General features: G+C 67.8%; 15 protein-coding genes and 1 riboswitch. Of the genes, 5 read left to right on the forward strand and 10 right to left on the reverse strand.

Features of this window, described 5'->3' with window-relative positions; genetic code table 11:
• The first annotated feature begins 102 nt into the window (after nt 1–102).
• Both Q1W68_RS00800 and Q1W68_RS00805 read left to right on the forward strand, forming a co-directional pair.
• Entirely contained in the window at nt 103–1,629 is a 1,527-nt protein-coding gene (locus Q1W68_RS00800; protein ID WP_300659797.1) for an FAD-binding domain-containing protein, read from the forward strand.
• Nucleotides 1,629–2,120, forward strand: a complete 492-nt coding sequence (locus Q1W68_RS00805; protein WP_300647931.1) for a low molecular weight protein-tyrosine-phosphatase — start codon at nt 1,629–1,631, stop codon at nt 2,118–2,120. The genes Q1W68_RS00800 and Q1W68_RS00805 overlap by 1 nt, the downstream gene beginning before the upstream one ends.
• Before the next feature lie 17 nt (nt 2,121–2,137).
• Here the strand turns inward: Q1W68_RS00805 and atzF are convergent, their stop codons facing one another.
• The 6 genes from atzF to Q1W68_RS00835 all read right to left on the reverse strand — a co-directional run bounded on the left by atzF (nt 2,138) and on the right by Q1W68_RS00835 (nt 10,843).
• Nucleotides 2,138–3,976, reverse strand: a complete 1,839-nt coding sequence (gene atzF, locus Q1W68_RS00810) for an allophanate hydrolase (RefSeq protein ID WP_300715429.1) — start codon at nt 3,974–3,976, stop codon at nt 2,138–2,140.
• Between the two features lie 26 nt (nt 3,977–4,002).
• On the reverse strand, nt 4,003–7,515 hold the full coding sequence (locus Q1W68_RS00815; RefSeq protein WP_300715430.1) for a 5-oxoprolinase/urea amidolyase family protein: 3,513 nt from the start codon (nt 7,513–7,515) through the stop codon (nt 4,003–4,005).
• An 88-nt stretch (nt 7,516–7,603) separates the two neighbouring features.
• Nucleotides 7,604–8,248 carry an urea amidolyase associated protein UAAP2 gene (locus Q1W68_RS00820; RefSeq protein WP_300715448.1) on the reverse strand — a complete coding sequence of 215 codons (645 nt, stop codon included), beginning with the start codon at nt 8,246–8,248 and terminating at the stop codon, nt 7,604–7,606.
• Between the two features lie 31 nt (nt 8,249–8,279).
• Nucleotides 8,280–8,978, reverse strand: coding sequence for an urea amidolyase associated protein UAAP1 (locus tag Q1W68_RS00825; RefSeq protein WP_300715449.1), 699 nt, complete (start codon nt 8,976–8,978; stop codon nt 8,280–8,282).
• Between the two features lie 154 nt (nt 8,979–9,132).
• The gene (locus Q1W68_RS00830; RefSeq protein ID WP_300715431.1) at nt 9,133–9,978 is read right to left on the reverse strand and encodes an ABC transporter ATP-binding protein; all 846 of its coding nucleotides are present in this window, start codon (nt 9,976–9,978) and stop codon (nt 9,133–9,135) included.
• Nucleotides 9,979–9,982: 4 nt separating this feature from the next.
• Nucleotides 9,983–10,843 carry an ABC transporter permease gene (locus Q1W68_RS00835; RefSeq protein WP_300647942.1) on the reverse strand — a complete coding sequence of 287 codons (861 nt, stop codon included), beginning with the start codon at nt 10,841–10,843 and terminating at the stop codon, nt 9,983–9,985.
• Between the two features lie 57 nt (nt 10,844–10,900).
• Nucleotides 10,901–11,013, reverse strand: a riboswitch (guanidine-I (ykkC/yxkD leader).
• Between the two features lie 306 nt (nt 11,014–11,319).
• On the opposite strand from Q1W68_RS00835, the gene Q1W68_RS00840 reads away from it, so the two are divergent.
• Nucleotides 11,320–11,964: a PEP-CTERM sorting domain-containing protein gene (locus tag Q1W68_RS00840; RefSeq protein ID WP_300647944.1), complete on the forward strand. Its 645-nt coding sequence runs from the start codon at nt 11,320–11,322 to the stop codon at nt 11,962–11,964.
• A gap of 72 nt (nt 11,965–12,036) precedes the next feature.
• On the opposite strand, the gene mltB is transcribed toward Q1W68_RS00840, so the two are convergent.
• The 4 genes from mltB to Q1W68_RS00860 form a co-directional block, all read right to left on the reverse strand.
• Nucleotides 12,037–12,969 carry a lytic murein transglycosylase B gene (gene mltB / locus Q1W68_RS00845; protein ID WP_300648299.1) on the reverse strand — a complete coding sequence of 311 codons (933 nt, stop codon included), beginning with the start codon at nt 12,967–12,969 and terminating at the stop codon, nt 12,037–12,039.
• A gap of 174 nt (nt 12,970–13,143) precedes the next feature.
• Complete coding sequence (locus tag Q1W68_RS00850) at nt 13,144–15,153, reverse strand: DUF3488 and transglutaminase-like domain-containing protein (RefSeq protein ID WP_300715450.1); 2,010 nt, start codon at nt 15,151–15,153, stop codon at nt 13,144–13,146.
• An 86-nt stretch (nt 15,154–15,239) separates the two neighbouring features.
• Nucleotides 15,240–16,274: a DUF58 domain-containing protein gene (locus tag Q1W68_RS00855; RefSeq protein WP_300715432.1), complete on the reverse strand. Its 1,035-nt coding sequence runs from the start codon at nt 16,272–16,274 to the stop codon at nt 15,240–15,242.
• 1 nt (nt 16,275) lies between these two features.
• Complete coding sequence (locus Q1W68_RS00860) at nt 16,276–17,196, reverse strand: MoxR family ATPase (RefSeq protein ID WP_300647951.1); 921 nt, start codon at nt 17,194–17,196, stop codon at nt 16,276–16,278.
• Nucleotides 17,197–17,222: 26 nt separating this feature from the next.
• Between Q1W68_RS00860 and Q1W68_RS00865 the strand changes: the two genes are divergently transcribed.
• Nucleotides 17,223–18,176 (forward strand): histone deacetylase family protein, encoded by a 954-nt coding sequence (locus tag Q1W68_RS00865; protein WP_300647953.1) that lies wholly within the window; start codon nt 17,223–17,225, stop codon nt 18,174–18,176.
• 35 nt (nt 18,177–18,211) lie between these two features.
• Nucleotides 18,212–19,024: an enoyl-CoA hydratase gene (locus tag Q1W68_RS00870; RefSeq protein ID WP_300715433.1), complete on the forward strand. Its 813-nt coding sequence runs from the start codon at nt 18,212–18,214 to the stop codon at nt 19,022–19,024.
• The last annotated feature ends 14 nt before the right edge of the window (nt 19,025–19,038 follow it).

The raw sequence follows: 19,038 nt of genomic DNA on the forward strand, positions 1-19,038 counted from the left end.
GAAAACCAGACTTTCGGGTCTGGTTTTTTTTCGCCTGGCCACAAACCGATCGGCAAAGCCCCCAGCCACGCACCTCCGTGCCACACGAATCAGAATCTCCCGATGACGTATCGGGTGGTCTGGTTCAAGCGCGACCTGCGGGTGTGGGATCACGCGCCGCTGGTCGAGGCCGCGCGCCTGGGGCCGGTGCTGTGCCTGTACGTGCTGGAGCCCGCGCTGTGGCACCAGCCCGATGCCGCGCGACAGCACCTGGGCTTCGTGCAGGAGAGCCTGAAAGACCTGCAAGCCGAACTCAAACGCCTCGGCGGCCGGCTGCAGCTCGCGGTGGGCGATGCGGTGGACGTGCTGGAACGCCTGCACAACGCAGCCCCTTTTCTTGAACTGCTGTCGCACGAAGAAACCGGCAATGCGGCCAGTTACGAGCGCGACCGCCGCGTCAAGGGGTGGTGCGCCGAACGCGCCGTGCCGTGGCGCGAGTTCCGTCAGTTCGGCGTGGTGCGTGGCCTGCGTGAACGCAAGCACTGGGTGCGGCAGTGGGAGCAGCTCACGCACGCCGAGCCAGCGCCCGCGCCGGCGCTGCAAGCGGCCGAGCTGCCGCGCTTCACCGACCCTTGGCCAAGTGCAGACGAACTGGGCCTCGACCCACACGAACCACCCGGGCGACAACGCGGTGGTCGCGCGCGAGGCCTGGAGGTGTTGCAGAGCTTCCTGCACGAGCGCAGCGCCAGCTACCGCGGCGGTATCTCGTCGCCGCTCTCGGCGCCCAGCGCCTGTTCGCGCCTCTCACCGTACCTGACCTGGGGAAACCTCAGCCTGCGCGAGGTGGTGCAGGCCACCCGCAGCCGCCTGGACGACCCGTGCCTGCCGGGCCGCCAGCGCCAGGGGCTGGAAGGCTTCATGAGCCGGCTGCACTGGCACTGCCACTTCATCCAGAAGCTGGAGACCGAGCCCGCCATCGAACACCACAACATGCACCCCGGCTACCAGGGCCTGCGCGAGCACGACCACAACCCGGCGCATTTGCAGGCGCTCAGGGATGGACGCACCGGCTGGCCGCTGGTGGACGCCTGCGTGGCCATGCTGCGCGAGACCGGCTGGATCAACTTCCGCATGCGCGCCATGCTGGTGTCGGTGGCGGCGTACCCGCTGTGGCTGCACTGGCGCCCGGTGGGCGAGTGGCTGGCGCGCCAGTTCATCGACTACGAACCCGGCATCCACTGGAGCCAGCTGCAGATGCAGAGCGGCACCACCGGCATCAACACCACCCGCGTCTACAACCCGATCAAACAGGCGCAGGACCACGACCCGCACGGCCACTTTGTGCGCCGCTGGCTACCGGCGATGCAGCGCGTGCCCGACACCTGGCTGTTCCAGCCCTGGCTCATGCCGCCCGAGCTGCAGGCGCGCTGCGGCGTGACGGTGGGCGTGGACATTGCGGTGCCGTTGGTGGATCTGGAATTGGCCACGCGTGCAGCCAAAGAGCGCGTCTACGCGCTGCGCACCGACCCGGCCGTGGCTGCGGTGCAGGCCAGCATCGTCAAGCGCCACGGCTCGCGCAACCGCAAAGCGGAGAACCTCTCGAAACCGCGCAAGCTCGAAATCCCCGCGCAAGCCACATTGGATTTCTGATGACAACCAAATCTGAAACCACCCCGCGCCGCATCCTTCTGGTGTGCATCGGCAACCGCGTGCGCAGCCCGCTGGCGCAGGGCTTCCTGCGCGCCGAGCTCAACTCCGCCGGCTTGGGTCATGTGCAGGTGGATGCGGCCGGCACCCACGTCTGGCCGGGCGGTGAGCCGCCCGAGCGCGAGGCGATTTTCGAAGCGGCGCGCGCGGGGATCCACATCGGTCACCTGCGCTCCCGCGAACTCACGGCCGGGGACTTTGACAGCCACGACCTCGTGCTGGCGATGGATTGGGACAGCCACGCACTGGCCGAGGCCATCGCCGCCGACCACCAGCGCCACAAGATCCGCCACCTGGCGCACTACGCGCGGCGGGAAAAGATCACCACCATTCCCGACCCGGCGGCCACCGGCTACGACCGCACCCTGGCCTGCATCCAGGATGCGTGCGAAGGTTGGGTGGTGAACCACCTGGTGCGCCGACCTGCGCGCTGACGCTGGCGCTTGGCCGTTCAGCGCGGTGCGCCCGCCGCCAGCCAGGCGCGCCAGCCGCCGAAGTGCGTGATGTCGGTGGCGCCCGCGATGCCGATGCCTTCGCAGATGAACCCCGGCACCTCGCTGCCATCGGCCAGTTTCACCTTGCCGATGCCCAGCGGCGCGGTGATGCCGGCCACGAAACTGCCGAAGTGCGCGGCGGGCATTTCCCACACCTCCAGCGCAATGGCCGATCCGCCCTGGGCCACGCGCACCATGCCGGGCCGCTGCACCGGGCCACCGGCCAGGGCGTGCAGTTGGTATTCGGGTGCCGAGTGCGGGCTGCCGATGAGGCGTGCGCCGCGCGAGGTGAGTTGGTGGTTCAGGGGCAGGCCCGAGAGGTGCGCGCCGCACACAGCCACGCGCACCGTGCCGCTGCCCGCCGCACCCACCTCGCCCGAGGGCAGGCCGGTGCAGACGGGTGTGCCGCCAAGCGGCGTGGGCGTGGCGCCGAGTGTGAAGGCCTCGGCGCGGTGAAACCGGTCGGCCAAACGCAGCAGCGCAAGGTCCTTGAAGGCCGGTGCGGCCAGCGTCACCCCCCAGGGCAGGCCCTGCGCCTCGCCGCCAGCCAGAAAGCCCGAAGGCACGGCCACCGCGCTGTAGTCCAGCAGGTTCATGAAGTTGGTGTAGCGGCCCAGGTTGGAATTGAGCTGGATCGGATCGGCCTGCATGGCGTCGATGCGGTAGATGGTGCCGGCGGTGGGCGTGAGCAGGCAGTCGATGTCGGTCCACACCGCATCGCACACGCGCTTGAGCGCTTTCAGCCGGTAGCTCGCGGCAAACGCCTGCGCACCGGTCACGAGGCGGCCGCCTTCGATGATGGTGCGCACCGGGGCAAACACGGCCTCGGGTTGCGCGTTGATGAAGTCGTGGATGGCCACATAACGCTCGGCCACCCACGGGCCGTCGTAGAGCAGGCGCGCGGCTTCCAGGAAGGGTGTGAGATCGACTTCAACCGGCGTTCCGCCCAAAGACTTGAGCCGTTCCACCGACGTGCTGAACAGCGCCGCCGCCGCGTCGTTGCCGAAGAACTCCAGGTCTTGCGCGCGCGGCACCCCAAAGCGGAACGGTCCGCCCGAGAAGTCCACGCCGAAGGGCTGGGCCGGACGGCTGTAGGCGTCGCCTGCGTCGAACGCGGCGGCCGCGCCCAGCACGGCCTGCGCGTCGGCGGCGGTGAGCGCAAAGATGCTCACCGTGTCCACCGACCGGCAGGCCGGTACCACGCCCGTGCCCGAGAGCAGGCCCAGCGTGGGCTTGAGGCCCACCAGGTTGTTGAACGAAGCCGGCACACGGCCCGAGCCGGCGGTGTCGGTGCCCAGCGAAAACGTGGCATACCCCTTGGCCACCGACACGGCCGAGCCCGAGCTGGAGCCGCCCGAGATGAAGTCGGGATCGAACGCGTTCCGGCAGGCGCCATAGGGGGAACGGGTGCCGTTGAGGCCGGTGGCGAACTGGTCGAGGTTGGCCTTGGCCACCGGCACCGCACCGGCCGCCAGGAGCCGCTGGATGAGGAAGGCGCTCTCGGTGGGTGTGTACGCAAACTCGGGGCAACCGGCGGTGGTCGGAATGCCGGCGAGGTCGATGTTGTCCTTGATCACGAAGGGCACCCCGAAGAGTGGCAGGCTCGCCGGGTCCACGCCGTCGAGCCGGGCCACCAGGGGCGCCACCTCGGCGTCGGTCAGCACATGGATGAAGGCGTGGTGCGTGTCGGCGCGGCAGCGCGCCAGCGCCTCGGCGATCACCTCGCGCGCGGTGGTGCCGCTGCGCCAGGCGGCTTGCAGGCTGGCGAGGTCGAAAGACAGTTGGCTCAATGACATGGAATCACTCCGTGGTTGTTCTGGACTCAGAGGGCTTCGTCGATCAGCACCAGCACGTTCTGCCCGGCCGACACCGCACCGCCTTGCGCGCACATGAGGCTGTGCACCGTGGCGTTGGCAGGTGCAAGCAAGTTGAATTCCATCTTCATGGACTCGATCACCAGCAGCACGTCGCCGGCCTGCACCTGCTGGCCCACGCTCACCGCCACCTTCCACACGTTGCCCGGCACGCTGGTGGCTAGCACGCGCCCGCCCTCGGGCAGGTCCACCTCGTCGGCCACGCCCGCGCTGGCGGCGGCGTCGTCGCTGTTGAAGTCGTTTTGCCCGGCGGCCACCCAGCGTTCGCGCTCGGCTTCGAAGGCGGCTTGTTGGGTGGCTTTGAAGGCGCCGATGCTCCCGGCGTTGTCGGCGAGGAAGCGCCGGTAGTCCTTGAGGCTGAAGGTGCCTTCTTCGGTGCGCAGCGCGTAGCCGCCGTGCGGGAAGTTCGCGCGGATGGTTTTGAGAACGTCTTCGCTCACCGGCTCGAAGCGGATCTGGTCGAAGAAGCGCAGCAGCCAGGGCTGTTCGAAGTCGGAGCCCGGTGTGCCGTGGCGCCAGCGGTTCCACATCTGCAGCGTGCGGCCCACGAACTGGTACCCGCCCGGGCCTTCCATGCCGTAGACGCAGAGGTAGGCGCCGCCAATGCCCACGGCGTTCTCGGGCGTCCAGGTGCGCGCGGGGTTGTACTTGGTGGTCACCAGGCGGTGGCGCGGGTCCAGCGGCGTGGCCACCGGCGCGCCCAGGTACACGTCGCCCAGGCCGAGCACGAGGTAGCGCGCGTCGAACACGATCTTGAAGACGTCTTCGATGCTGTCCAGCCCGTTGATGCGGCGGATGAACTCGATGTTGCTCGGGCACCAGGGCGCGTCCAGCCGCACCGACTGCATGTACTTTTCGATGGCGAGTTTCGTCTGCGGGTCGTCCCAGCTCAGCGGCAGCACCACCGTGCGCGAAGGCACCACCATTTCGTCCACCGGCGGCAGCGCGTCGTCGACCTCCGCCACGGTGCGCAGCAGTTGTTCGCGCGGCAGCAGGGCCGGATCAAAGTGCACCTGCAGCGAACGGATGCCGGGGGTGAGGTCGATCACGCCGTGGAGTTGCTTCTCTTGCAGGCCGTGCAGCAAGGCCTGCACGCGCATGCGCAGTTCCAGGTCCAGCGTGAGCGGGCCGAACTCGATGAGGATGTAGCGATCACCGGCCTGGCGGATCACGCGGCGCGGGCGGTCGCCTTGCGCTGCGCGGTCGTCGAGGATGGGGCTCAGTGGTGAGTTGGCCTGTCGGTGAAACCGCACCGTGTCCCCGGGGCGCAGTTGCCCCAGCTTCCACAGCTCGTCGTGCAGCACCACGGCCGGGCACACGAAGCCGCCCAGGCTCGGGCCGTCGGGGCCGAGGATCACCGGCATGTCGCCGGTGAAGTCGATCGCGCCGATGGCGTAGGCGTTGTCGTGGATGTTCGACGGGTGCAGGCCGGCCTCGCCGCCGTCGGTGCGCGCCCACTGCGGCTTGGGGCCGATGAGGCGCACGCCGGTGCGGCTGCTGTTGTGGTGGATCTTCCAGTCGGTGCCGAAGAACATCGTGATGTCGTCGGGCGTGAAGAAGTCGGGCGCGCCGTGCGGGCCGTAGAGGACGTCGATGTCCCAGTGGTTTGAGTAATCGGGGATCACAACCTCGGGGGTGGGCGCCTGCTGCGCCGCGCCCGCCAGGTGCAGCACATCGCCCGTGCGCAGATGCCGCCCGGCGTGTCCACCGAACTGGCCGAGCGTGAAGGTGCTGCGGCTGCCCAGGTACAGCGGCACGTCGAGCCCGCCCGCCACCGCCAGTGCCAAGCGCACACCGTGTTCGCAGCGGCCCACGGCCAACGTGCCGCCCGCGGGCACGTCAATGGCCTGCCACATCGGCACCACTTCGCCGTTCAGCGTGAGCTTGGCGGGCGCACCCGTCACCGCCACCACCGTGGCGGTGTTGAAGCGCAGTGTGGGCCCGGCCAGCGTGATCTCCAGCGCGGCGGCGTCGGGTGTGTTGCCCACCAGCGCGTTGGCCGCGCGGTGAGCGTGCATGTCCATGGGGCCGCTGGGCGGCACGCCCACGTCCCAGTAGCCCTGGCGGCCCGGCCAGTCCTGCACGCTCGTCTGCACACCGGGTTCGATCACATCGATGGTGGCCGGGTGGTAGGCGAAGGTGGAGAGAAACCGCGTGACCTGCCTACCCTCGCGGAACACCGGGTCGCGCACCACCTGGCGCAGGTAGCCCAGGTTGGTTTCGATGCCGGCCAGGCGCGTGGCGTCCAGCGCGTCTTCCATCTTGGTCAGCGCTTCGTCGCGCGTGTCGGCGGTGACGATCAGCTTGGCCAGCATGGGGTCGTACCAGGCGGGCACCTCAGTGCCGCGCTCCACCCAGCTGTCCACCCGCGCATCGGTGGGAAACACCACCTCGGTGAGCAGGCCCGCGCTCGGCTGGAAGTTCTTTGCCGGGTCTTCGGCGTACAGCCGCACCTGAATCGACGCGCCCTTGGGTGAGGGTTGCAGCGTGTGCAGTGGCGGCAGGTCGCCGGCCGCGAGCTGCAGCATCCACGCCACCAGGTCCACACCGCACACCTGCTCGGTCACGCCGTGTTCCACCTGCAGGCGGGTGTTCACTTCGAGGAAATAGAACGCACCGGTGGACGCGTCGTAGACGAACTCCACCGTGCCGGCCGAGCGGTAGTTCACCGCCTGGGCCAGCCGCACGGCGGTGGCGTGCAGCTCGCTGCGCTGCGCGTCGCTCAGGCCCGGCGCGGGGGTTTCTTCAATCACCTTCTGGTTGCGCCGCTGCACCGAACAGTCGCGCTCGCCCAGGGCGATCACACCGCCTGCGCCGTCGCCGAACACCTGCACCTCGATGTGCCGCGCCTGCTCCACGTATTTTTCGATGAACAGGCCCGCGTCCTTGAAGTTGGCCTGCGCCATGCGCCCGACCGAGTCGAAGGCGTCGGTGAGTTCGGTCGCGTTCCCCACCAGCCGCATGCCGATGCCGCCGCCGCCCGCCGTGCTCTTGAGCATCACCGGAAAGCCCACGCGCGCCGCTTCGCTCTGCGCCTGCGCCACGTCGGTCAACAGGCCGGAGCCCGGCAGCAGCGGCACGCCCCGCTGCTCGGCTAGAGCGCGTGCCGTGTGCTTGAGGCCGAAGGCGCGCATCTGCGCGGGCGCAGGGCCGATGAAGGCGATACCCGCGGCTTCGCACGCTTCGGCAAACGCCGGGTTCTCGGAGAGGAAACCATAGCCAGGGTGGATGGCTTGCGCGCCGCAGTCTTTCGCAATCTGCAGGATGCGGTCGGCACGCAAGTAGCTCTCGGCCGCCGGGGCCGGGCCCAGCACATACGCCTCGTCGGCCTCGCGCACATGGCGGGCCTGCGCATCGGCTTCGGAGTACACGGCCACGCTCTGCACGCCCAGGGTTTTGAGCGTGCGGATGATGCGGCAGGCGATGGCGCCGCGGTTGGCAATCAGGACCTTGCTGAACATGGGTGGAACCTTGGATCGAAGAGGGCAGGCCGTCCTGCGAAAGGGTCACGCGGCAGCGGGTCGTCCCGCTGCGCGCATCGGCGAAGGTTCAAGCCGGGTTCCACACGAGGAGCTGGATGGGCGTGGGGTTGTAGGCATTGCACGGGTTGTTCAGTTGCGGGCAGTTGCTGATCAGCACCCACACGTCCATGTCGGCGCGCATCTCCACGTACTTGCCCGGGCCCGACACGCCGTCTTCAAAACTCAGCGCGCCGTCGGCTGTCACCGGCACGTTCATGAAGAAGTTGATGTTGGGCACCAGGTCGCGTTTGCCCAGGCCCACGTCGGCGTGTTGCAGGGCGATCAGGTAGTTGTCGCGGCAGCTGTGCATGAACTTCTTCTGCAGCGCGTAGCGCACGGTGTTGCTCTCGGCCGCGCAGGCGCCGCCCAGCGTGTCGTGGCGGCCGCAGGTGTCGGCCACGATGGTGAGCATGGCGCTGCCGTCGTTGCTGCGGATCACCGAACCCGTGGTGAGGTAGATGCCACCCTGGCGCTGCATGGTGTTGGTGGCGCTGTAGTGCTCGGCTGGGTCGTGGCGGTTGTAGAACAGCACATCGGCCGCCTGGTTGCCCTCCAGGTCGACGATGCGCAGCGTCTGCCCACGCTTCACTTCAAACAGGATGGGCTCGCCCGCCGGGTGGCGCTGGTCCATCACGGCGTGGGCCGGGTCGAGGCTGCTCTCCAGGATGCGGATGTCGGTGGCTTCGGTGTTCATCGGGGGCTCCTCACAGGTACAGCATGTCGGTGTTGTGCAGGGCGCGCGCGTTCTCCGGGCGGAAGGCGCGGCACGCATCGTTCGCCGGCGCAGCGCCGCAGCGCCAGGCCAGCAAACCCACCTTCTTGGGCGCGTAGGTGGGCGCGGTGTCCAGCCCGTGCGGCGCGGTGCTCATGGCCAGGATTACGTCCATGTCGAAGCGCAGTTCCACAAAGTCGCCGGCTTTGGCGTGGTCCGGCACAAAGGCAAAGCGCCCCTGTGCGTCCACACCCACCTTGCTGAACAGGTTCACCGGCGCGATCAGATCGCGCTTGGTAAGGCCGTACTTGCCGATCTCGATCAGCAGGCCGTCTTTGCCCGAACGGTGCATGGCGTTGCGCGCGTGCTCGTAGCGCTTCTCACCGTATTTCTGCTGCATCAGCTCGGCATCGAGCAGGGCGCCCAGCGGGTCGTGCCAGCCCAGGCTGTCGGCCGTGAAGCTGGCCATGCTGCGGCCCATGTCGCTCATGAGCACATGGCCCTGGGTGTAGTGCGCCGTGTGCTGCGCCTTCAGGCTGTCGGGCATGTTGTAGCGCTCCAGCTTTTCCAACGCGGAATACAGCACCAGGCTCACGTTGGCCCCGGCCTCCAGCGCCACAAAGCGGATGGCGCTGCCGCGCGGCATGCGCCAGCTCCAGTGGCTGCCGCCGGGCACCACCTCGCTCCACATGGCTTTGGCGGTGTCCACGCCTTGCAGCGCCGCGGCGGGGAAGCGCTGCCACAGCGCGGGGGTGTCCACGGGCGCGGCCGGCGGCGGGTTGGGCGGAACCACGGTGAGCGGGTCTGCGATGTCTTGTGGGTTCATGTGGTGTCTCCTTGAAAAATCAAACGCCCACGCCCGAGAGGCGTTGCAGCTGTTCCAGATCGGTCTTCATGCCCGAGGTCTCGCGGATGCGTTCCAGGATGTCGCGCTTGAGCTGCACAAACGCGGGCTCGTGCTTGAGGTCTTGCACGCGCTCGTCGCCAAAAGGAACGTCGTAAATGGTGTCGATGCGGCCCGGGCGCGGCGCCATCAACACCACGCGGGAGCCCAGGTAGAGCGCTTCTTCCACGTCGTGCGTGACGAATACGATGGTGGCTTTCTCCAGCTTGTGCACGTAGCGGATCAGGTCGTGCATCACCTCGCGGGTTTGCGCGTCGAGCGCGCCAAACGGTTCGTCCATCAGCACCACGTCGGGGCGGCCCATGAGCGCGCGCGCAATCGCCACGCGCTGCTGCATGCCGCCCGAGAGCTGGTTGGGCCAGGCGTTGGCCACGGGCTGCAGACCCATCAGGCGCAGCAATGCGTCGGCGCGCCCTGATGCGGCTTCCACATCGCTCGAGCTGCTGCCGTCGGTGTGGGCCTTGAGCCGGCGGCAGAACTTGATGTTCTCCATCACCGTCATCCAGGGGTAGAGGCTGTAGTGCTGGAACACCATGGCGCGGTCGATGCCCGGGCCGTCCACCGCGCGGCCGTCCACCAGCAGGTCGCCACTGGTTTGGGTTTCCAGCCCGCCGATGGTGCGCAGCAGCGTGGACTTGCCGCAGCCCGACGCACCCACGAAGGTGACGAACTCGTTCTCGCCGATGTCGAGGTTGATGCCTTCCAGCGCGTTGATGGCGGCGCCGTCAAACCGCTTGGTGAGGCTGCGGATGACGATCTTGGGCAGGGGAACGTGGGCGGTGCTCATGGCTTCAGCCTTTCAGGTAGAGCCAGGGGAACGCACGTCGATGCCCCCAGCGAAACAGCTGGTCGGTGACCAAGCCGATGAGGCCGATGACGATGATCCCGGCGAAGATGGTGTCGGTCTGCAGGAAGCGCTGCGCGCGCAGGATCGCGTAGCCCAGGCCCGAGTTGGCGGCCACCAGCTCGGCCACCACGAGGTACGTCCAGGCCCAGCCCATGGTGATGCGCAAGGTGTCCATGAGCGCGGGCTTGGCGCTTGGCAAGATCACCTTTTCAATCAGTTCGCTGCGGCTGGCGCCCATGGTCTGCGCCGCTTCCACCTGCGCGGCCGGCACGCGGCGCACGTCTTCGGCCACCATCAGCACCATCTGGAAAAAGGTGCCGATGAAGATGATGGCGATCTTCGAACCCTCGCCAATGCCCACCCACAGCATCACCAGCGGAATGAAAGCCACCGCCGGCATGTAGCGGATGAAATCGGTCAGCGGCTCCAGCAGCGCCTGCACCGAGCGGAACGAACCGATCAACAAGCCCAGCGGCAGCGCAATCACCGCCGAGAGCACAAAACCCGCCACCACGCGGTAAGTGCTGATGCCCATGTCTTCAAAGAGCCCCGTCTCGGTGGCCCAGGTCCAGGTCTTGGCCAGCACCGCCAGCGGCGTGGGCATGAACACCGGGTCGATCCCGCCCCAGATGCCGACCGCCGCCCAAAGCACCAAAGGTGTGAACAAACCGGTGAGCGCAAGCACCCAATAGGTGCGCCGCGAGATGCCGGCGCGCACGATGAACAGGTTGGAGCGTTTCCTGGGCCGGGTGGGTGCACCAACAGCGCGCGGCGCCGTGGCGGGGGGGGCAAGAGGCAAGGACATGCGGGGCTCCTGAGCGGGGGACAAAAGGCGGAGAGGCATGGGCTTTGCAGCGCAAGCGTCTCCCGGGCTTTTGTCCCTCCGTGGAACCACGCGATGGTGGCCGACTGCTCTCGGACCAGACAGCTCAGTTCGGCAAGCGATCTGAGCCCGGAACCCTAGCGGTCTTCAAGGCTGGCGTGTGCTGGGCACAGCGCCTCTCTGGGTCAGGATGCAGCAACTTCAGTGCCAACCCAGCTGTCGCGTGCAGGGTTGGGTGGTTCGCGGGCATCGCGCGCTGGTCCGCAGCCGGTCTTTGTGGGCCGTGAACTCCATCACGGTGGCTGATTCGCTTACTGTCGGGATCGTTTACACGCTGACGTTCGGACCCGAGAGAAATCCCGGAAGTCCATTGATTCATATGGATAAATCTATCCGGCACAGAACCTGCATAGTGATTAACATCTAGGCACAAATCAACCCAGTTGGATACAGTTCACATGACGTTCAATTTCAAGCACGCGGTCGCCACCCTTTCCCTGGCCGCAGCCGCGCTGGTCCCCGTGGCTGCTTTCGCCGCGCCCATCTCCATCTTCAACACCGGCGTCAACGCCGCAGGCGTCGGTCTGGGTGGTTTGGCGCTCGGCGGTTCGGACACGCACTACACCATCGGCCTGAGCACGGCACCGATCGTGGTGACCAACGCCGCCTACGTGGCCAACAACGCCACGTCGCAGTGGATCTGGGCCAACAACGCGCAAGGCAACCAGACCTACACCTTCACCACCACCTTCGACCTGACCGGCCTGAACGCCAGCACCGCTGTGCTGAACGGCTTGTGGGGCGCTGACAACCAGGGCCTGGACATTCTGCTGAACGGCGTGAGCACCGGCGACGAACTGATGGGCGTGGTGGTGCAGAACTTCAACCAGTTGCACGCCTTCACGCTCGACAGTGGTTTCGTCGCTGGCTTGAACACGCTGTCTTTCGTGATCCAGAACAACGGTGGTCCTGGCGCCTTCCGCGCCCAGTTCGTGGGCACCGCTGACCTGGCATCGAGCGAAGTGCCCGAGCCGGGCACGCTGGCCCTGGTGGCTGTGGCCCTGTTGGCCGCCGGTGCCCTGCGCCGCCGCAACGCCATCTGATCGGTGTTCGTCGACTGAACAACGGGGGCTTCGGCCCCCGTTTGCATGGGTTGACGGGTTTCGTCTCGACCCTCAGCGCGCCGGCATCAACGACCGCACCGCCTCCCCCAACTCGATCACCGCCAGCGCGTAGTAGCTGCTCCAGTTGTAGCGCGTCACCACGTAAAAGTTCTCCGTGCCCGCTACATAGGTCGGCGCAGCGCCGGCGTTTTCCAGCAGCACCAGGGCGAGCTTGCCGGGGTGTTGCAGGGCGGGGCCGTCGAGCACGGCGCCTTTGGCGGTGAAGCTCTCCACGCTGAAGCTGGGCAGGATGTCGGGGGCGAGCAGGGTGTCCAGCTGGAGCTTGGTCGTGTCGAAGCTCACCGGGTAGTGGGTGGGCATGCCGGTTTGCCAGCCGAAGGCCTTGAAGTAGTTGGCCACCGAGCCGATCACATCCGCCTGGCTGTCAAACAGATCCACCTTGCCGTCGCCGTCGAAGTCGATGGCGTACTTCACCCAGCTGCTGGGCATGAACTGCGGCCAGCCCATGGCGCCGGCGTAGCTGCCGCGCGGGCTCAGCGGGTCGGTGCCGGTGCGTTCGCTCAGGCTCAGGAATTGTTCGAGTTCACTTTTGAAGAACTCGGTGCGCGCGCTGGCGCGCGGGTGGCTGGCCGGGAAGTCGAAGGCCAGTGTGCTCAGCGCGTCGATCACGCGGTGGTTGCCGGTGTGCTGACCGTAGAGCGTTTCCACGCCGATCACGCCCACGATGAGGCTGGCGGGCACGCCGTATTCCAGTTCGGCGCGGGCCAGTGTTTCGCGGTTGTCTTCCCAGAATCGTTGCCCGGCGCGCAGGCGAATGGGTTCGATGAAGCGGGCGCGGTAGGCGGCCCAGTTTTTGGGCGTGCCGGTGGGCGCGGGCTGCATCAGGCGAATGATGTTGGGCATGCGCTGGGCCTGGCCGATCTGCTGGCGCACCCAGGCGGGATCGAGGTTGCGGCGCACGGCCAGGTCGGTGGCGAAGGCCATGGCGGCTTCGCTCTGGTCGTAGGTGAAGACGGGTGCGGCTTTGGCCGCGTTGTTGGGCCGGGCCTTGGCGGGTGATTGGGCCAGGACCGGTGCGCTCACCAGCAGGGCGGAGGCGAGGGCACAGAGGAGACGGTTCACATGAAACAAGGGGTGCCTTGGTGGTGGGGTTCGTTGTCAGGTGTCGGGACTTTTCGGCCAGGCCAGTCGTTGAAATTCGCTCTGCAGACTGGCCAGCGTGGCATGGCCGGCGCCGGGTCGCGCGTAACGCTGGGCTTCGAGCCGCAGCAGCCATTGTGCAAGCGGCGCGGCGGCGCCCCCGTGACCCCAGTGGTCTTGCACGCGCCGAGCGAGCTCGCGCGGGGGCGTGTGCTCGGCACTCTCCACGCCCAGCTTGTGCAGGCGCGCGCGGGCGCGGCGCAACAGGCGCAGCCAGGGGTCGTGTTGCTGGCGCTCCCACAGCGTCCACGCGGCGCCCAGCAAGCTCACGAACACCACCACGCCGATGAGCACGTAGGCCAGGTCGGCCCAGCTGGGGGATTGGAAGCCCAGGTTTTTCAGCAGGTCCAACTGGCGGCCCTGGGTGTAGTTGAGCACCCACTGGTTCCAGCTGTTGTTCATGGCTTCCCAGGCGGCGCGCAGCTGGGCAGCGAGGTTGGGGTTGAGGTTGCCGATGGCGCCGGCCAGCGCGCCTTGCGGTGCGCGCAGGCGCTCCAGCGAACCGATGCGCCCCGGCGCCACGGCAGACGTGGGGTCCACGCGCACCCAGCCTTGGCCCTGCAACCAGACTTCGGTCCAGGCGTGGGCGTCGCGCTGACGCACGGTCCAGTAGCCGTCCAGGCCGTTGAGTTCGCCGCCTTGGTAGCCGGTGACGATGCGCGCCGGGATGTCGAGCGCGCGCATGAGAATGACGAAGCTGCTGGCGATGTGTTCGCAGAAACCTTCGCGTTTGTCGAACCAGAACTCGTCGGCGGTGTTGGCACCATACACGCCGGGCTCCAGCGTGTAGGTGTAGCCGCCGGTGCGCAGGCGGTTCATCACGGCGTCGATGAGTTGGGGGTTGGCCTCGGGGCCGGCGCCGTGTTCGCGCCGCAGCGCCTGGGCCAACGCGAGCGTGCGCGGGTTGAAGCCGCCGGGCAGTTCAATCTGGTCTTGCAGGCTCACCACCTGCGACAGCGGCCCGTGGCGGAAGCTGGGGTAACTCTCGGCGCTGTAGCGCACCAGCGTGTTGAGCGGGCGCTGGGTGAACCACTGCAGCTCGTTGCTCATGCGCACTGCGTTGTCGGGCACCTCGGGCGCCTGCGGGGTGGACTCCATCACGAACAGCCAGGGCCGGCGGCTGGGCTCCATGGTCACGTCGTAGCGCACGGGCGGGCCCGACACCTGCAGGTCGGCGGGCAATGCCATCGACGGTGGGAAGCCTGAGCGCAGCGCGCGCCATTCGCTGCCGTCAAAGCTGCTGAGCACCGGGCCGCGGAAATACAGCTGGCCTTGCGGCGGCGGTGCGCCCTCGAAGCGGATGCGGAAGGCGATGCTGTCTTCCAGAACCAGTTGCGCGATTTGCCCCACCTTCATGGAACCCGAGAGGCCGCTGCGCCCGGTTTCGTCTTGCCCCGGCACGCCCCACAGTGGCGAGAGTCGCGGAAACAGCAGAAACAGCACCAGCATGATGGGCGCACCCATGAGCGCCATGCCACCGGCGATGCGCGCGGCCTGCGCCAGCGGCGGGCGCCCCACCGGCATGTGGGCGTTCACCAGCGCGGTGAGCAAACCGAGCAGCGCCACCAGAATGCCCGCCGCCGTCAACAGCGACTGCGAATAAAAGAAGTGTGTGAGCAGCGTGAAGAAGGCGAGAAAAAACACCACGAAGGCGTCGCGCCGCGCGCGCATCTCCAGGGTTTTGAGCGCCAGCAGCACCACGATGAGCGTCACGCCCGCGTCGCGCCCGAGCAGGGTGCTGTGGGTCATGAAGGTGGCGGCCAGCGTGATGCAGAGCAAGCCCACGCGCACCGGCCAGCCGGGCAGCGGCAGGCCGCGCAGCGCGAGCGTGGTGCGCCACACCAGCACACCGGCGGTGAGCGCGGTGCACCACCACGGCGTGTGACCCACCTGCATGAAGGCCACCCAGCCGATGACGGCGAGCAAAAAGAGCGTGTCGCGCGTGTCTCTGGGTAGAGTGGCCCCCACGCTCCACCGCTGCGCGGGTCGCTGCCCCCCGAGGGGGCGCGTTTTGCCTTGGGGCGGCCCGGCGGCAAAACCGGTTGCTTCGTTGTTCAACATATGGCCAGTGCCTCCAGGCAGCGCGCGCGGTGGGCCGGCCCTTGGTCGGGTGCGATCTCGCGGCCGGGCACGCGCAGGCCGTAGTCGAGCCCCTGCCGGTCGGCCATGAGCACCCAGGCCGTGAGGCGCGAGAGCCGCGCTTCCAGGCCCGCGCCGCCGCACTGCGCGTGGTCCAGCCAGAGCTGGTGGCGCTGGTGCGACAAGGCGTCGCGGCTCACGAGATCGTCGCGCCCGCTGGAGAACGCCTGCGCGGCCTTGCGCCACACCACCGCCTTGAGCGGATCGCCCCGGCGGTAGGCGCGCACGCCGTCGAATTCACCGGTGCTCTGCACACGCGCCGCGCCCGAGCTGCCGGCTTGCGGCTCGCCCGGGGGCAGCGGTGGCGGGTGACTCTCGGGCTCGGGGTACACGAGCACACCCGAGGCCGGCCGCCACACGGTCCACACGCGGAAGGTGCCGAGTGGAAACAGGGTCTGCGCGGTCAGTGGCGGCAGCGGGTGCAAGCCGCGCTCGGGCGACGGAAAGCTCACCTGCAGCTGGGCACTGCCCTGTGCAGGCACGTCGGTCCACGCCAGGGGTGCGTGCTTGGGGTCTGCGCCGATCACGCCCATGCCGAGGCCGTAGCGCGTGCGCTGGCGATCGCTGGAGAGGCGCACCGTGAGCGCCACCGCCTGCCCGGCATGCACCGGCTCGGGTGGCGTGAGCAGCAGCGTGGTACCGCGCAGGTTGCCGTGGCACACGTGCATGCCCACCACCGCGCTGCCGGCCAGCAAGAAGGTGAGCAGGTAGCCCAGGTTGAGCTGGTAGTTGATGCTGGCCACGAGGAGCAGCAGCAGGGTGATGGCCAGCATCCAGCCCGGGCGGGTGGGCAGGATGTAGACGTTGCGCTGGGTCAGCGTGAGCGTGTCGGACTTGGGCAGACGGTTGTGCCACCAGGTCTGCAGGTGGGCACGCAGCGTGCGCCACGGGTGACGCCAGGGTTGCAAGGTGAGGGCGCCAGCGGGCGAGCGCGCAGCGGTGGCCACCATGTCAAGGGAGCGGAATGGCTTCCAGCATGGCGCGCACCTGCTCCACCGGCCCGCGCCCCGCATCGCGCACCGGAATCAGCCGATGCGCCACCGTCTGCGGCAGGATGGCGGCGATGTCGTCGGGCGCCACGTAGTCGCGCCCGCTCAAATAGGCCTGCGCCTTGGCCGAGCGCACCACGGCGAGCGCCGCGCGCGGCGACAGGCCTTGCGCAAACCACTGCCCGTTGCGCGTGGCGGCCACCAGGTCTTGCAGGTACTCCAGCACCGGCTCGGCGGTGTGCACCTGGCTCACGGTGTGCTGCAAGGCAGCGAGGTCGGCCGGCGTCAAGGCGGGCGGCAGCTTGTCCAGCATGTCGCGGCGGTCCTGGCCGCGCAGCAGTTCGCGCTCGGCGGCTCGGTCGGGGTAGCCGATCGACAGGCGCATGTGGAAACGGTCCAGCTGGGATTCGGGCAGCGCGTAGGTGCCCAGCTGGTCGTGCGGATTCTGCGTGGCGATCACGAAGAAGGGCTCGGGCAGGGCTCGGGTTTCGCCTTCCACCGTCACCTGTTTTTCTTCCATGGCTTCCAGCAGCGCGCTCTGCGTCTTGGGGCTGGCGCGGTTGATCTCGTCGGCCAGCAGCACCTGGGCGAACACCGGGCCGGGGTGGAACACAAAGCCTTCACGACCGCGCTCGTAGATGGACACGCCCACCAGGTCGGACGGCATGAGGTCGGCTGTGAACTGCACCCGCGAAAACTGCAGGCCGAACGAGCGGGCCAGCGCGTGCGCCAAGGTGGTTTTGCCGACGCCGGGCACGTCTTCGATCAGCAGGTGGCCGCCGGCCAGAAGACAGGCCACGCAGTCTGAAACTTGCTGCGATTTGCCCACGATCACCGTGTTAAGCTGATTCAGCAATTGTTGAATTTTTGTGTCGGCTTGCATGCCGCGAACCTTACCGTAAAACCGTTATGGGCCAGGCCACCGGGTATTTCACCCACAAGGATTGTTGGAGACACGAAATGGGCGCCGGTCACCCGGAATGCCCAGAGCGTCTGGACGCGATCGAGGACCGTTTGCTCATGAGCGGACTCGACGTGGCGCTGGAGCGCCGCGAGGCCACCGCCGCCTCCATGGCCGACCTCGAACTCGCCCACGGCCGCATGCACCTGGCGTCGCTGCGCGGCCTGAGCGACAACCTGCGCGACGAGATCAAAGCCGGCGGCCCGACCCACGCGCAGGTCGACCCCGACACCTCCATCAACACCCACAGCTGGGACGCCATCCTCATGGCCGCGGGTGCCGCCATCGACGCCACCGACGCGGTGATGGCGGGCGAAATGCCCAACGCCTTCTGCGCGGTGCGCCCACCCGGCCACCACGCCACGCGCAATCAGGCCATGGGTTTCTGCTTCGTGAACAACGTGGCGGTGGCCGCCAAATACGCGCTGGAGCGTCATGGTCTCAAACGCGTGGCCATCATCGATTTCGATGTGCACCACGGCAACGGCACCGAAGACATCGTGGCGGGCGACGACCGCATCCTCATGTGCAGCTTCTACCAGCACCCGTTCTATCCGGCGTGTGAGCATTCCACCGCTGCCAATCTGGTCAACCTGCCGGTGCCGGCTTACACCAAAGGCATGGACATCCGCGAGCTGATCGACATGAGCTGGATCCCCCGGCTCGACGCGCACAAGCCGCAGATGGTCTTCATCAGCGCCGGCTTCGACGCCCACCGCGAAGACGACATGGCGCAGCTCGGTCTGGTCGAGCAGGACTATGCGTGGATGACGATGCGGATCAAGGAGGTGGCCGAGCGCCACGCGAAGGGCCGCATCGTGAGTTGCCTCGAAGGCGGTTACGCGCTGAGCGCGCTGGGCCGCAGCGTGGAAGCGCATTTGCGGGTGCTGGCCGACGTTTGAACTTCGGCGGCGGATGGGCGTCCGATAATGCGCCGATGACCCACACCGCCAACGCTTCACCTCCCACGGCTGACGGTGCCGTGCTGATGCACACCCGCGACGAGCGCGGTGTGCACACGCTCACCCTCAATACCCCGCGCAGCTTCAACGTCTTGTCCGAAGCGATGCTCGCCGCGCTGCAGGCGGCCATCGCCGCGGTGGCCGCTGATCCACAAGCCCGGTTGGTCGTGATCGCTGCCAGCGGCAAGGCTTTTTGCGCCGGACACGACCTCAAGGAAATGAGGGCGAACCCCGAGCGGTCCTATTACCAGGCGCTGTTTGCGCGCTGCTCACGGCTCATGCTGGCGATCCGCCAGCTGGAGGTGCCGGTCATCGCGCGCGTGCAAGGCTTGGCCACTGCGGCGGGTTGCCAGCTGGTCGCGCAGTGCGATCTGGCGGTGGCCAGCGAGGCCGCGAGCTTTGGCGTGAACGGCATCGACGTGGGTCTGTTCTGTGCCACACCGGGCGTGGCCTTGTCGCGCAACATCCTGCCCAAGCAGGCGATGGAAATGCTCCTCACCGGCGATTTCATCTCGGCCGACGAGGCCTGCGCGCGTGGGCTCGTCAACCGGGTGGTGGCACCCGACGCACTGGACGAAGAAGTGGCCACCCTGGTGGACCGCATCCTGGCCAAACCTCCCGAAGCCATTGCCATGGGCAAGGCGCTGTTTTACCGCCAGCTGGAGACCGGCATCGAAGCGGCCTACCAGCTCGCCGGGCAGACCATGGCCTGCAACATGGCGCACCCCGTGGCGCAAGAGGGCGTGCAGGCCTTCATCGACAAACGCGCGCCAAGCTGGCGCGCCTGATCCTTCAACGCACA

The sequence above is a fragment of the Hydrogenophaga sp. genome (assembly GCF_030158645.1).
Lineage (GTDB): Bacteria > Pseudomonadota > Gammaproteobacteria > Burkholderiales > Burkholderiaceae_C > Hydrogenophaga.